This window comes from Advenella kashmirensis W13003 (assembly GCF_000506985.1).
GTDB classification, from domain to species: Bacteria; Pseudomonadota; Gammaproteobacteria; order Burkholderiales; family Burkholderiaceae_B; genus Advenella; species Advenella kashmirensis_A.
The window spans coordinates 144,037-159,419 of record NZ_KI650980.1 but is presented as its reverse complement, the minus strand read 5'-3'; the positions used below and the strand labels follow the sequence as shown (position 1 = coordinate 159,419).

The 15,383-nt window shown below is 50.6% G+C and carries 12 protein-coding genes; 2 read left to right on the top strand and 10 right to left on the bottom strand.

Annotation, left to right across the window (positions count from 1 at the left end):
• Window positions 1–129: 129 nt before the first annotated feature.
• The 8 genes from W822_RS35640 to W822_RS35605 all read right to left on the bottom strand — a co-directional run bounded on the left by W822_RS35640 (window position 130) and on the right by W822_RS35605 (window position 10,963).
• Window positions 130–621: an aconitase X swivel domain-containing protein gene (locus tag W822_RS35640; RefSeq protein WP_024005444.1), complete on the bottom strand. Its 492-nt coding sequence runs from the start codon at window positions 619–621 to the stop codon at window positions 130–132.
• Window positions 618–1,853, bottom strand: a complete 1,236-nt coding sequence (locus tag W822_RS35635; RefSeq protein WP_024005443.1) for an aconitase X — start codon at window positions 1,851–1,853, stop codon at window positions 618–620. Before W822_RS35635 ends, W822_RS35640 begins: the two co-directional genes overlap by 4 nt.
• A gap of 296 nt (window positions 1,854–2,149) precedes the next feature.
• Complete coding sequence (locus W822_RS35630) at window positions 2,150–3,094, bottom strand: formylglycine-generating enzyme family protein (protein WP_031242837.1); 945 nt, start codon at window positions 3,092–3,094, stop codon at window positions 2,150–2,152.
• A 14-nt stretch (window positions 3,095–3,108) separates the two neighbouring features.
• Window positions 3,109–4,059: a Bug family tripartite tricarboxylate transporter substrate binding protein gene (locus W822_RS35625; RefSeq protein ID WP_172642793.1), complete on the bottom strand. Its 951-nt coding sequence runs from the start codon at window positions 4,057–4,059 to the stop codon at window positions 3,109–3,111.
• Window positions 4,060–4,244: 185 nt separating this feature from the next.
• Window positions 4,245–6,581, bottom strand: a complete 2,337-nt coding sequence (locus W822_RS35620; RefSeq protein WP_024005439.1) for an arylsulfatase — start codon at window positions 6,579–6,581, stop codon at window positions 4,245–4,247.
• A 59-nt stretch (window positions 6,582–6,640) separates the two neighbouring features.
• Entirely contained in the window at window positions 6,641–8,254 is a 1,614-nt protein-coding gene (locus W822_RS35615) for a GMC family oxidoreductase (RefSeq protein ID WP_024005438.1), read from the bottom strand.
• Window positions 8,255–8,322: 68 nt separating this feature from the next.
• Entirely contained in the window at window positions 8,323–9,945 is a 1,623-nt protein-coding gene (locus W822_RS35610) for a GMC family oxidoreductase (protein WP_024005437.1), read from the bottom strand.
• Window positions 9,946–9,979: 34 nt separating this feature from the next.
• Window positions 9,980–10,963 (bottom strand): Bug family tripartite tricarboxylate transporter substrate binding protein, encoded by a 984-nt coding sequence (locus W822_RS35605; protein WP_024005436.1) that lies wholly within the window; start codon window positions 10,961–10,963, stop codon window positions 9,980–9,982.
• 308 nt (window positions 10,964–11,271) lie between these two features.
• On the opposite strand from W822_RS35605, the gene W822_RS35600 reads away from it, so the two are divergent.
• The gene (locus W822_RS35600) at window positions 11,272–12,285 is read left to right on the top strand and encodes a TauD/TfdA family dioxygenase (protein ID WP_024005435.1); all 1,014 of its coding nucleotides are present in this window, start codon (window positions 11,272–11,274) and stop codon (window positions 12,283–12,285) included.
• A 2-nt stretch (window positions 12,286–12,287) separates the two neighbouring features.
• Entirely contained in the window at window positions 12,288–13,172 is an 885-nt protein-coding gene (locus W822_RS35595) for a LysR family transcriptional regulator (RefSeq protein ID WP_024005434.1), read from the top strand.
• A 19-nt stretch (window positions 13,173–13,191) separates the two neighbouring features.
• On the opposite strand, the gene W822_RS35590 is transcribed toward W822_RS35595, so the two are convergent.
• Together W822_RS35590 and W822_RS35585 are read right to left on the bottom strand one after the other, a co-directional pair.
• Window positions 13,192–13,683, bottom strand: coding sequence for a GNAT family N-acetyltransferase (locus W822_RS35590; RefSeq protein WP_024005433.1), 492 nt, complete (start codon window positions 13,681–13,683; stop codon window positions 13,192–13,194).
• 141 nt (window positions 13,684–13,824) lie between these two features.
• The gene (locus tag W822_RS35585) at window positions 13,825–15,375 is read right to left on the bottom strand and encodes an FAD/NAD(P)-binding protein (RefSeq protein WP_024005432.1); all 1,551 of its coding nucleotides are present in this window, start codon (window positions 15,373–15,375) and stop codon (window positions 13,825–13,827) included.
• Between the last annotated feature and the right edge of the window lie 8 nt (window positions 15,376–15,383).

Sequence of the window (15,383 nt, the reverse complement as noted above, 5' to 3'; positions counted from 1 at the left end):
ATCATCATAACAAATTCCATGCAGTGATCAGCCAACCTGGCATTGTAGCCAGGCCTGATCGCGCAGATACATCCTGCCTGGGCTTCTCTCATTTGCGCCAGTGCTGACGCCGCCATTGGCGCGCCAATATCAATTTCTGGGTGAGATGTGTATGGGTGACGCTTCTCTTTGCCCGTGTGAAAACTGAGCGGATACCGGTACCCCATCAGCTTCACGCACAACACGCAGCGTTTTCTTTGCCGGGTCCAGTTCAAGAGTCGCTCCGTGCGGAACCGCCTGGGTGACGTCAATATCAAAGCCCGCGAGCATCGTAATGCCACCAAGCGCTGCGCCCTGTGCGAGGATCGGATTGACAGTGTTAAAAACAATCGCCACAGGCGCCATATTGCGAGATTGCATTTCGTGAAGCATCCAGGCGCTGGCCACACCGCCTTTGGCTGTGTCAAGAACCAGTATCCTCCCGACATACGAATAACCCACCAGTTTATGCGCCGGTCGCGAGAAAACCCCTTCCCAGCGATTTAAATCATATCTCGCAGAGAACCCATCTTTGGCAACCAGCGCTTCTGCGCACACTTTTTCCCCTAGGCCATGCCTTGCTTTCAATACTAATCCACTCATCTCAGCTCTCCCGTTTCAGCCGCTTCTACGCATTTCTCCATTGATGCCAGCATGGGCGTGTATCCGTACCCACCCAGAATGTTGACCAATTTGGCGCTGTTCGTTGCCAGGGTTTTCCATCCCTTTGCTTCCGCCATTTCACGCGCGTATGACTGATAAAAGCACATACCGGACAGTACTGCTCCCCCTGCCTGCTCAATTCGCCGGGTATATCCGAATCTTTCAGAGTCGGGCGCGACCTGCGGGCTCGTCACTGCGAGCAAGGGAACCTTCAATTGACGTCCATCGCAGAGTTCGGCGAGTGAACGGAGTTCGTACAAACTCAGTTGTGGTGCAGAGAACACGACAACATCTACTTCACTGGTCACCGCGTAACTGGCTGTCAGCGCTTCTATGTCGTTGCGTGTCACTCGCTGATGAATCGGCAAACGGTGCCCGCCAACATCCTCAATGCGTTGGGCTTCGGGGGTAACCCCCACCATATGAAAGAGCGCAATAGAGCCGAAGCTTGCCATCGCGGCACCGAAATGCTTCAGCTCATCGGAGGTCGGAGCGGCGCGGATTCCCTCAATCACAGGTACCTGCCAATAGTTTCCGGCAGCGCGCCCAATCACGCCACCCAGGGCCCCCCATTCGTTCAGGCTTTGCGGGATAAAATCCACTTCAAACCGCAATGTCGCCAGACGATGTTCATCCAGGTGAAATCCGTAGCGCGGGGTACGTCCGGTCAGGCCGGCGGCAAGCGCGGAAGGCCCGCCTTCAAAATTGGAACGGGCACCACAGACGGAATTCGTATAGATCACGACGCCCGTATCGCCAAAAGCGACGTGTTCGCCGCGCGTCGCAGCAAGCACAGTTTGATAATTAATGCAGGTGTCGGTCATGCTGACGCCAAGGCGTTCGAAAGCATTAATTGTCCGGCGCTCCAGTTCAAGCATCCAGTCCCGCTGGCCCAGCTCGTTTGCCATACCGAAATCGGTGCCGCGCGGATCCGTGATGGTGGGAATACGGACGGAGCGAGCAGAATCGGAATTATCCGACAGACCCTCGAGCCACACTACGCCAGCCTGCCCCAGACTCTCTGTATCGGCCATGATATGAGCCTGAGTCACCGGAACAAAATCAACGGCGCCAAAAAAATCGCCGACCGCCAGCTGATGCTGGAGCGCCCGCTGTAATACACTACCCTGCTCGCCATTGAGCATGGCGGTTTCCTCTTCGTTAAGACGCATGCGCTATCTCCCTTTCTGATCCAAGGTTTTTGCGTGAAGAGATATCGATCCCGATTTCGCCATTGAAACGGTACTAAAAGACAGTTTCCAAAGAAAACAAGAGGCGACATTCATCATGCAATGAATTGTGTTGTATTGGGTTGTATTAATACAATAAACGGATTATGGAAGATGGGCAGCTTATTGTCAACCATGAGCTGCGGTTAAATAGGCAAAAACAGGATGCTTCATTATTGGAGCTGGCGACAGCCGGAACGCGTGCGTACACACCAAAATTTAGTGATCGCAACTGCCCTTCATCTGACGACGCAGCGAAAACCAATATGACAAGCCCCGGTATCGATCATCTGCGCCTGTCGGGCAGCCGGGCGAAACCGGTCACAATAAGAAGGAGCGCACAGAAACGATCCACCTTTCACCACTTTTCTGGGAATCGCAATGTCAGACTGAACAGGATCGTAGCTATCGGACTTTTTGGGCCCTGCAGGGTTGGCAATAACGCAGCAGGATCTTGCATTTGCCCGCGGCTGCGCAACATACCAATCCTCCACCCACTCCCATACGTTGCCTGCCATATCAAATAGACCATACTGATTGGCGGGAAAAGCGCCGACGCGCGAAGTTCTCTCGTAGCCATCCAGAGCCAGGTTCTGCCAGGGAAACGAACCTTGCCATGTATTGGCCATGAATTTTCCTTGCGGCATCAATTCATCCCCCCAGCAATAGGTCGCGCCATCAAGGCCTCCACGTGCCGCGTACTCCCATTCCGCTTCCGTCGGCAAACGCTTACCCGACCACTGAGCGAACGCTGCCGCGTCCTCGTAGGCAATCTGCACCACCGGGTGATCCGAAAGTCCATCAATCGAACTATCCGGACCGTAGGGATGACGCCAGTTTGCGCCCGCCACAAAGTTCCACCAGCGGTACGGATCGTCCATCGACACGGGCCCGTCAGGTGGAACAAAAGCCAGCGCGCCAGGCATGAGCGTTTCAACGGCCGCTCCAGGGTAATCGGCTATGTCAGGCGTTCGTTCGGCAACCGTGATATATCCCGTTTCGTTCACAAAATGAGTGAACGCAGCATTCGTGACTGGCGTCACATCTATCCAGAATCCACCTACGGTTACCTGGCGCGCAGGCGCTTCTTCGTAATAATGGCTGTCACTGCCCATGGCAAAACACCCGCCCTCGATCCAGACCATATTGCGTAAGGCATTATCATCAAGTACAACGTCAGACATAGACGTCTCCAGCGTTATTCAAATTTGAGTTGATTCTCACGGGCAAGCTTCGAATATCGATCAAAATCATATCGCATTTTTTTTGTCGCCTCTGCGGGAGTTGATGAAGTGGGAATCGCCACAAATTGCTCGAACTTTTTCTTGATATCCGGCATCGATAGTATTTTCCTGAGCGTCTCGTTCGCTTTTTCAATCGACTCCGACGGCGTTTCTTTTGGGAAGGCAAGGTAATACCATGTATCCATTTCAAACGTACCCGGCACGCCGACTTCAGTCAGATTCGGCACATCAGGCATCGCATCAATTCGATCGCGCATCGTCACGGCCAGGGCTCGCAATTTACCCACCTTCACAAATTCCTTCACGCTATATGCCGTATCGATCGTATACACGGTGTCGCCTCCCAAAACTGCATTTACAGACGGCACACTCCCTTTATACGGAATATACGCTCCGGCTAATCCGGCGTTACGCTTGAGCATTTCTACGGAAAATAACATAGCAGTGCAGCACGAACTGAATGTCAGTGACGCCGGATCTTCAGCGGAACGTTTCTGTAAATCTTTAAACGAAGAAATATCAGACTTGCCATTGACCACAAGGGCTAAAGGCGTCGAGCCAACCAGGCCTATCGTTTCGAAGTCGGTCATCGGATTATATCGCTGGCTGGGTTTGACGATCTGGTTCTGCACATACCCCAGCGTCAATAAGCCCATCGTGTATCCGTCTGGTTTCGCAGTGGCCAGCGCGGCAGCCCCGACCATAAACTCGCCCCCTGGCTTATTTTCGACAACGGTATTGACTTTCCACTGCTCAGAAAACTTTTGTGCCAGGGCGCGTCCGATCGCATCCGAGGCACCGCCGGGGCCGAAAGGCACCACCATCGTCAGTGTTCGGCCAGGCTCAGGATAGTTTTCAGCCCATGCCGGGCTTATTGGCAACGCCATACAAAGCGTTGTCGTCATTGTCATTATCCAGGACGATTTCAGTGTTCTTTGCATTTCTCTCCTCCATTATTATGAATAGACAGCCGTTTCACCTCAATCCATGTTGTCTACGCTTTGTTCGGGTCTTGGAGTCCAAGCGCCCTGGTACGGGCATGACATGTCAATAGAACCACTTACAATCGAACCGTCCTGCCCCGCACCGACTATTCGTTCTCATATCTGGCGCGCATCTGAGCCTGATTTTCGACCGCGCATTCTTTGTCGCTCAGCGGGGTCAATATTTCAATGACCACAGAACGTATAACGCTATTGAATACGAACGGAGAACGATACGCTTCATCCACAGGCGTTCCATTGTCCCTGCCGATGTCAAATGTTTCGGTATAGGAATATTGGATTGGTACCGTCCGTGGAATTTTCCCCCGGCCTACTTCCTGTCCGTCAACCTGGAGTATCACCTCGCCGCCAGAACCTGGAGTCGTACGTTCGGATTCAAATATCATTATCAGGCAATGCTCTCCGGCGGGTAACGCGTGATCCGAACTGACCCGATGCCGCTCCAGCCCGGAAACGTTATAAACATAATGCAGACGCTGATTCTGGATGTACAGAGCATAACCACCGAAGCGACCGCCTGCTGCCACTATGGCGCCTTCTGTCGCATCTTGAATAACGACGTCGGCCGTGATCTTGTGCGAACGGCCCTTTACATTCGGGGCGCTACCTTCCGGAATACCGAATACGCCTGAGGCATAGGTAAAGTGCGTCCGATTGCGAGCCGGAGACGGGCCTTGATGATATCGCTCACCATAGCGATCATCCAGCGGGAAGACCTTGTGCTTAACCGCCTCCTTTCGCCAAAGTGCCTGAAGCTCTTTTAGTTTTTCCGGAAATTGCTGAGCAAGATCGTTTGCCTGTGAGAAATCGTTCTCTATATTGTAGAGTTCCCATGTGTCTGAGTCGAAATCGCCGGTCGCATTGCCTCCGCCGATCTGCCACGGCAGGCGTCCTTGGTGACGCGCGGTCGCAATCCAGCCATCGTGAAAAATAGCCCGATGTCCCAGCAATTCGAAGTATTGCGTCGTGCGTTGAGATTTGACTTCGGACTCCTGAAATGTGTAAGTCATGGAAAGCCCCTCCACATCACACTGGGATACTCCATTCACCTCTTCCGGCATCGGGATTCCGGCTACGTCCAGCAACGTGGGGACAATATCAATGCAATGATGGAATTGTTCTCGCAGCTTACCATGATCAAGAATCCCATTTGGCCAGGACATGACCATGCCATTACGTGTCCCACCCAGATGCGAAGCAATCTGCTTGACCCACTGCAGAGGCGACGATCCAGCCCATGCCCAGCCTACCGGATAGCTGTTATAGCTCTTCGGTCCCCCGATGTCGTCGATTCTGGCTAACTGCTCTTCCAGCGTCTCGGGCATTCCGTTCAAATTACTCCACTTATTCACTTGGCCAATCAGAGTGCCTTCGGCACTGGGACCATTATCGCCAGCAATAAATATTACCAATGTGTCATCAGCAATACCCTGCACATTCAGCTCATCAATCACCCTGCCGATCTGATAATCGCAATGCGATAAAGCGCCTGCAAACGCTTCCATTTGGCGCGCACCCAACCTCTTTTCCGCTTCAGAACCGTCCTCCCAGGCCGGTATCTCGGCCGGGCGAGGGGTCAACTTTGTGTTATGAGGAATAATACCCATCTCAAGCTGACGCGCGTAGGTACGACGACGCTCTTCATCCCAGCCGTGATCGAAGCAGCCACGATATTTGTCAATCCATTCTTTTGGCGCATGTAGCGGCGAATGAGCTGTGCCCGGAGCAAGATAAAGAAAAAATGGCCTGTCGGGTGTCACGGACCGCTGTAGACGGATCCACGAAATCGCCTTATTAGCCAGGTCTTCATCCAAATGCATCGGGGGATCGTCGGCGGGTCTGCTAACGGGCCTCGTATTTTCCACCAGCACGGGATCCCACTGGTTCGCATCAGCGCCCAAGAACCCATAAAAATAATCAAACCCCAGTCCCGTTGGCCATCGATCAAATGGACCCGCAGGACTTGTTTCCCATTCCGGTGTGTTATGCCATTTTCCAAACGCTGACGTGCCATAACCGTTAGCCCGAAGGACCTCTGCTATGCAGGCCGCGTTGCGTGGCCAAATGGAATTGTATCCGGGAAACCCCGTTGCCAGATTGGTAATGGAACCGTTGCCCACACTATGGTGATTCCGCCCCGTGAGCAATGCAGCGCGGGTCGGCGTACACATTGCCGTGGTATGAAAGCGGTTGTATCGCAAACCGTTACCAGCCAGACGATCCAACGTTGGCATCTCCACTGGTCCGCCAAATGTACTCGGTTGACCGAAGCCAACATCGTCCAGAAGCACGAGCACAATATTGGGTGCCCCTTTGGGAGGCGCGACAACCTGCGGGAAGCTCTGAACAGACTCTTTCGCTGTCTCACCAATTTTTCCGTCAAATGCTTCTTCTTCAAGCGGTAGTTTTCGTCTCTGACTCATCTTATGATCCTATTTTCGTGTAAATATAAAACGCTTTCACCTTGTGCTCGCCCGTTCCATCAACCGAAAACACTGCTCCCTTCATCTGCTTGAATCATTTCACTGGCTTTTTCAGCGATCATAATGACAGGAGCATTTGTGTTGCCCGACACAAGCGTAGGCATGATGGAACAATCCACGATTCGCAAACCTGCTACTCCATGTACTTGCAACCTTGCATTGACGACAGCCTCTTTATCTTCCCCCATTTTGCATGTTCCGGCAGGATGGAAAATTGTGGCGCTCGTCTCGCGGATATAATCGAGCAGATCATCATCGCTCATCACGTCCTTACCGGGCTGATATTCTTCTGTAAAGTATTCTTGAAGGGCTTTTTGCTGCGCTAACCGGCGTGTCAGTTTTAACCCCTCCAGCATGCATCGCCGATCCAGGTCGGTTGATAAATAGTTCGCATCAATCAGCGGAGGCTCCGCTGGATTGTTCGATTTAAGCGTAATTTCGCCACGCGACTCGGGCCGAAGTTGACAGACCTGAAGCGTGGCTCCGGAAAATTTATGAGGAATGTACCGCTTGCCCTCAGCGGACAACAAGCCGAAATGGCACTGGATATCCGGCCGTAGCGAGTCCGGCAACGCGCGAGCGAACAGCCCTCCCGTGGCGGCCGGCCATGCTAATGCCCCTTGGCGCCGGAGCAGATAGTTCATGCCCAGGCCTATTTTTCCGGAAAGTGTTGATAAACTGTCATTGAGCGTCAGCGGACGGGAAACACGATAGACAAGCTTCGCATTGAAATGATCCTGCAGATTCTTACCCACGCCGCGCAAATGGTGAACGGGTACAATGCCGTGTTTTCTCAATTGCTGTTCGTCGCCTACTCCCGATAACATCAGCAAGTGTGGACTTTGCAGTGCTCCAGCGGCAACAATGACTTCTTTATGTGCATAGGCGTGCTTAAGCCTGCCGTGCTGACGATACTGAATACCTGTGGCCTGTGCGTCCTTGAAGAGAATCTTCTCAGCCAGCGCCTCCGTTTCCACGTGCAGATTCGCCCGCCGCATCGCAGGTTTCAAATAGGCGACTGCAGCGCTGCAACGTCTGCCATTTTTAACAAAAAACTGATAATAGCCTGCTCCCTCTTGAGAGGCCCCGTTAAAATCGTCGTTTCTCGGCAAACCCATTTCGGTAGCGGCGTCAAAAATAGCTTCCATTAACGGATTGTGTTCAGTCATATGGCTGGCCCATAAGGGCCCGCCGGTACCGTGTAGCGGCCCTTCTCCTCTTGTATTATGTTCCGATTTAATGAAATAAGGCAGCACGTCACGCCAGGCCCAGCCGGTATTGCCTGCCTCAGCCCACTCATCGTAATCTTGCGGCTGGCCTCTAATGAATATTTGACCGTTTATCGAACTTGAACCTCCCAGGACAACCCCTCTGGGCCAAATGATGACGCGCTCGCCGAGCGTATTTTTGGAGGTCGCCTCAAACTGCCGGGCGATACGTTCGTCATATACGGCTTTGCCATAACCCAACGGTATGTGAATCCAGGGGGACGTATCCTTTGGCCCAGCCTCCAGTAATAACACCGAGTGCTTACCAGATTCTGTAAGACGGTTGGCCAGTACGCACCCGGCTGATCCCGCTCCTATTACGATATAGTCAAAATAAGCATCCACGCTTGGTCACCATTAAAAGTTATTCTCTTGACGAGCTGCTCTGAGCCCTATCCCGTCATACCGAACCGTCACGCATCCGCACGTATAAACTCGGCAGCCCGTTCACCCAGCATAATCGAAGGAATATTCGTGTTGCTTGACATTTGAAACGGCATGACCGATGCGTCTACGACACGCAGTCCGGTAACCCCATATACCCGCATTCGATTGTCGACTACTGATTCCTGCTCGGCGCCCATTCGGCATGTCCCCACCGGATGCCAACATGTGCTGCTGTTTCTGCGCGCATAATCCAATAAGTCCTCGTCAGAATTAAGGCTTAATGGAGGACGCGTTGCCTCGCTAATGACAGAAGATAAAGAAGGTTGAGCAGCAATCTTTCTCAGCATTTTCATAATGTTGACAATCACTTCCTGGTCAACTTGAGCCGAGAGGTACCTTGGATCAATGGCCGGGGAGACGTTCACATCTGGAGAAACAATATGAATGTGACCTTTGGACTCGGGGTACAGGAAATAGCCGCCGATATGAAAGCCAGAATAATTGTCTATTCCTGTTTTAATGCTTGTTGCCGTTCTCTGGGTTCCGCTAGTCAGACCGACCTGAAGGCGAGCATCCGGATAACCCAAGCCATCGCGCGTTCTGACAAACGCGGTTCCCGTTATTCCAGTGGTGGTGAACAATCCCTCTTTTTTTATGAAATATTTGCCCAACTCACCCAACAAACGATGTTTCTGTCGAAGCAAATCGTTCACCGTATAGGGCATGTTGCAACGGTAATTTAACCGCGGCATCAAATGATCCTGAAGGTTTTCGCCCACATGACGATTGTCCACTACGACTGGAATACCGAGGTCATGAAGCAGTTTGCCGTTACCGACACCGGACAGTTCCAGAATCTGGGGTGAACGTGTGGCGCCGGCACTCAAGATGATCTCTTTCTTAGCGTCGACAGTCATAACCTTGCCGGTCGTTGTCGAATATTCGACTCCGAGCGCAACTTTGTTGCTAAATACAATTCTTGAAACGGTCGCGCCAGTCACAATGGTCAGATTTTTCCGATGCGATGCGGGTTTCAAATAAGCCACCCCCGTGCTGCAGCGCTTTCCATTGCGCATATTCATTTGCATATGCGAGACGCCTTCCGATTTCGCATCGTTGTAATCTTCGGTCAAAGGAATACCGTATTCCACGCAAGCCTGAACAAACGCGTGAGACAGAGGGTTGGGCTTCGACTTCACAATTGTGATTGGACCGCTGTTGCCTCGATGAGCCAATTTGTCGCCAGCCTCATAAGATTCGAGCTTCATAAACGCCGGCAGCACATCCTTATAAGACCACCCTGAGCAGCCGGCGCTGTCCCATTCGTCGTAGCGGGCAGGGTGTCCGCGAACGGCCAACATACCGTTGACCGAGCTTGACCCGCCCAATACTTTACCGCTTGGCCAATTAACTTTGATTCCGTGCATATCTGTTTGGGGGACCGTTTCGGTGTCCCAAATAGCTATTTTTTTTCCCAACAGTTTGCCAACACCCAGCGGAATATGGATAAAGGGGCTGGTGTCGGCCTGTCCGGCTTCAAGCAGCAGGACACGGATGCTGGGATCTTCGGATAATCGTGATGCGACCACAGCGCCGGCAGAACCGGCACCGATCACGATATAGTCAAAGGACTGACTCGTTGTGCTCATTTTTAAATTTCGTTCCAGGTCAAAGTTTCAGTTGTTATTCTGAGAACAACAAGTTATTGTCTTTCGCCACTTGTAGATAGCGCTGATAGTCCGATTCCATTAGCTTTGCAAAATCAGCGGGGCTCGTGGGAGCCACTTGTACACCGAACTCTGCAAGTTTCTTTTTCACATCATCCTGTGCAAGAATCTTGTGCAATTGCGCGTTCAGTTTTTGCACGATGTCGTTCGGCACGCCCGATGGCATCAAAATGCCCCACCAAGTCGCCAGCTCAAAATCTCCAGGCACTCCTACCTCATTCAGATTTGGAATGTCTGGAAAGCTTGGATCACGTTTGCGAGACGTGACGGCCAATCCTTTTAGCCTGCCTGCCTGTATGTAACTCTGTACGGATACTGGCGTATCGATTGCATACGTGGTCTCTCCAGCGACCACAGCGTTTACTGACGGAGAGCTTCCTTTGTAGGGAACATGTTCGCCTTTGATGCCACTGGCGTTTTTTAACATTTCGGTCGAAAAATTCATCACGCTGCAGCAAGAGCTGTAGAAAACGCCATCCGGTTTTTCTATTGAGAGTTTCTTGAGATCTGCGAAATTTTTGATGTCAGATTTGCCATTCACAACCAGATACAACGGAGACTTGGCCAGCAGACTGATCGGAGTGAAATCCCTCGCTGCATCATAAGACTGATTTTTGGCATGGACAATTCGGTTCAATACAAAGTCAAGCGTGAAGAGCCCCATGTGATAGCCATCCTTCTTGCTATTTGCCACCACGGATGCGCCAACCATACTTTCCCCGCCAGCTCGGTTGTCCACGACCGCATCAACCCCCCAGGCTTCCGATAGTTTTTGGGCAATCAGTCTTCCTATGACGTCTGAAGCGCCTCCAGGCGGGAAAGGTACCGTCAACATGATTGTTTTGCCTTTTTCAGGGTAATCCGCAGCCTGAGCTGGCACAGAAAGCGAAACACCCAGCAGTAAAAATGCCGTTGTCAATGTTGATAAAAATTTGCTCATCGTTTGTCTCTCCTGATTCTATAGATATCGATTTTTTTGTTTCCCGCCGATCAATCTTAATATTTGAATGAAGGTTTTAGATAAAAATCCTATTATATGAAACACAAAGATTGATAAATAGGATATTATAGAAATGTGGCGAGATCGTCAATCGTTTATCGACATCCTCCACCCTGGTAAATAGCTCATTCATCGATAATTTCGATCAAAATTGATCGACAGATTCCGCTTACATACCGGCATCCCATCCTTTAGACTAAACCCTTCAAATCTGAAATTTGTATCGCAAACCACCAAGGAGACAAAGCATGGATACAGCATCAATGATTTTGAATGAAAGCCCGGCCACCGAAATAAATGAAGGTTCACTGGCACCGCAAACGGGGGCTATTGTCTGGCGCTGGGACACACTGAAACCAGAAGACGGACTGGTGCGCCTCAATGCGGCATGTCTGTCCGAACTTAATCAGGCGATAGAAACATGGCGCGCTAATCCGTTAGCGCTGGAAGTGCTTGAACCTGCGATGTTTCAGCTGGCTGCATGCACAACAATGATGAATGAATGTCGCCAGATACTTCAGGAAGGTGTTGGTTTCGTCATTATTGATCGCTTGCCTATCGATAGATATTCGAAAGATGAAGCAAAATTGGCCTATTGGTTGCTATCCCAGTTGCTGTCCCGGCCCGTCGCCCAAAGCTGGGACGGCAAACTCATATATGATGTGCGCGATTTTGGCCGGCCCCCCGGAAACGGGGTGCGGCCTGATGTCACTAATTCGGAACAAAATTTTCACACAGACAACAGCTATAATCTTTGTCCTCCAGACTACGTTTCATTACTCTGTCTGCAACCGGCGAAAGAAGGCGGTATAAGCAGCATTGTCAGCTTTTATTCGGTATTTAACGAGATGCTTGAGCGACATCCGGAACTCGTTCGTCGCTTATTTGAACCTTATCTGTTTGACAGACAGAAAGAACATTCCCCAAGCGCTCCGTCTATCATCAGCCATCCCCTGATGGAAATAAAAGCCGGGCGTCTCGCATGTCGTCTTTCTCATCGGCACGTTGTGAACGGCTATCGGATGGCCGGATATGACATGGATACAACAACGGAAGCAGCGCTGGAAACATTGGAATCCATCATGCGTGAGCCACAGTTTTGCCGCGATTTCTTCTTTGAGCCAGGGCAAATTCAGATTGTTGATAACAAGCGCCTGGGCCATCGGCGAACCGGGTTCGTGGATCACGAGGAACCTGAACGTAAGCGACACTTGATTCGCTTGTGGCTGCGGGAGAATGGCCGGCGTTTCTATAATGGGTGACAATGAATATCAAGCTGCTTGAAACCTTCGTTCACATTGTCGATGCAGGCAGCTTCGCAGCTGCCTCGGGCATTCTGCACATTACCCAGTCTACAATTTCTGCCCGCGTCAAGGAGCTGGAACATTACTTTGGCGTCACGCTGTTCGACCGGTCAGGTCATCGCAATCAACTTACCCAGCAAGGGCAAGCTCTTTATTTCGAAGCGCACGACCTGATCGAAAGAGCCCGCGATCTACGAGAACGAATCGGCGATACGCATCGCATGGAGGGACTATTACGCCTTGGCGTAGTTGGGTATATTGCCAGTACGTGGCTACCAATCCTGATTGCAAATTTGCGAGGACGCTATCCTACTTTGAGAATCCGCATCCACGTTGCGCTCACGCAAACCTTATTGCAGCATCTGCACGAAGGAAGACTGGATTTTGCGCTGGTTGCCGGTGCGCCTGCAGATCCTCTTTTGAAATTTGACCTGATCGCCCACGACACGTTCGTTTGGATGGCCAGCCCCGAATTGAATATTCCCGATCATTGCCTGAACCCCAAAGGGCTGGCAAACTGGCCCATTCTCTCATTTCCGGAAGATTCGCATCATTATCCCGTTGTTAAAAAGTGGTTTACAGATGCTGGTGTTCCGTTTCAAATTGCGGTCAGCTCCAACAATATGGATGTGTTGGCACGACTCGTGGTCAGACGGCAGGGTGTCGCTCTGCTACCTCAAGGCTACTACACACCTGACATCAATGCAGGCAAACTGAAAGTTCTTGAGGTAGAACCAGAGGTCGACGGTGTTGACTTTTTTATTACCTATCTGTCGACGGGCAGCAATCTTCTGATACAAAGAGTAGTCGACGCCATAAAAATGACAATATCGGAAAAGCAGTGATTTTTTTTACCAAGAGCCATTACAACTCCATAACTATTTCATGCCAAAGCATGCCTCCGTGGTCCGAATCTGACTGCCTGACGTATCGAAAGCCCAGTCGCTTGTATAGATCTACATGATGTTCCTTACACATCAAATGGATAGTTTTCTTATTATTTTTTTTCATTTCGCCTATAAAATGCTCCATCAGTAAAGTGCTGTACCCTCTTCCCTGGCATAAAGGTTCAATAACGACAGACATAATGACGACATTTTGAGCCGACGCATCGTGCCCAATGAGTTCTTTAAATTTTTCATCAGCCATGATTACGTCATAAGCGCAGCCGCTATTAATGAAACCAATGATCCGGCCATCCTGCTCCATCACTAAAAACCCTTCGGGATATAGGCGGATACGGGTCGCGATTTTTTCGAGCGTCGCTGCCTCTTCGCCCTCATAGGCGTTTATTTCAATTTCGTAGCAGCGTGATGCATCATTGACGATTGCTCGTCGGAAAGTGACTTTGGACATGGATGTATCTTGCGAATAGGTAAGTGTTAAAAGATCCAGGTATATTACAGCATCCGTCTTATCTTTTTCCTGCACAAAGCAGCGAACTGCGCACTGCTGCAGCTACGCTGCTTCGAACTACAAACAACACGGACGCGTTAGTCACGCCTTGACACTTTCGCTCTGGAATGCGAGTTTTGCAATTATCTGTCGTGCCTGTTGATTCGCAAGCCGTGCGTTGACATCCATTGAAATCGTCCAAAAATAGGTACCACGTGCCAGGCTACCTAAAACCGTTATTTCTTCAGTCAACTTACCGTCAGAACTCAGTAGGCCTCCGGTTGGAAAATCAAGTTTCAATCCTCCGTATTCAGACGGCGTTGCAAGTCCAGACTTTAATAAATTGACTACCAGGGGATCAGTTGACTTTTCCACGTTCTGCGAAAATCCGGTGGCATTAATAACGAAATCACACCTTAACGACTGGATAACATCAAGCTTGTCACGATAGTCCATATCAAAATACTGCTTTCCAGCTCCCGGGCGGCAAGATTGGAAGCCAGCGTGAACATGCAGTTGATCCTTGACCATCATAGACTGGATCTTCAGTGCGTTTTTCATCGGAAACATGGAACGACGAGACATCCATTGGGATAACCATTTGTCCTGAAATTCACGTTTTTCCGGAGGAGCCAGGTAATACCAAAGTAAGTCGATGACCTCGTTAGTTGAGGCGAGCACTGATTGCCAAGGTCTCTCTTGGCTCAGGGAGGCCAGGATTTCACAGTCTAATTGTTCTTTGGCATTCTCACCTTGTCCTCTTACGTCCTGAAAATCGACGGTGGAAGAATGATACTGAATCATCTCCCGTAGTCTCTCGAATATATGGTTTATTTTGAGATGCCCCCCTTGCTGCGCAACCAGTTCAAGGACTGCCCCACGGGTCATCTTGTTGCCTACCGCTGTGGGCCTCGTGCTTCTGACCGAAGGCAGTTTCCCTTGCCGGGAAAAACAGTGAATTGGTCCGGTATGCCCTCCAGCCATTAATGCCACAATGGCATCAATCGCACTCAAATTGCTACCCAGAATGCCGATAGCTGCATCCCTGGGTATCGTTTCGAGTAATCCATTAACAGGATAAGGGCTATTGAAAAAGCCTGTGTGTGGCAACAGTGCATCGAATTTATCGGATGATAAATTCCCATTGCATAAAACAATACGGTCAGCTTCATATCGGTGACCCGAGCCATCCCGAAGCAGGATATTTTTGTTTGGTTGTTTCTCAATGGCGATGATTGACTCGTGTACGACCTCAACCTCCACGCCAAGGGCATTGGCTTGCCTGACGACTCTGTTAAATTGATCGCCTACATAGCGTCCGAACAAAGGCCGGGGATAAAACTCATTGCCATCAACTCGCTCTATTCCGTACCCCTGGAGCTCCTTTTCACTCAAGGAGGAGATCCAGTTAACAAAGTGACCCCGATTTTCATCATATAGGGACATATTGTTCGCAGGGACATTAAGGAGATTCGTGTTCAGATCTGCTTGATAGGCTGTTCCCTGTCCGATGATGCCAGTCGGTTCGAAAAGTGTAATCCGAAGACGGGATGTTCCCATTTCCGTGTTTTGCAACCGCGCGATGAACTGCGCAAGAAAAGAGACGGCAACAGAGCCGCCTCCTACGATAGCAAGATGATGATTCTTATTCATATATCTGT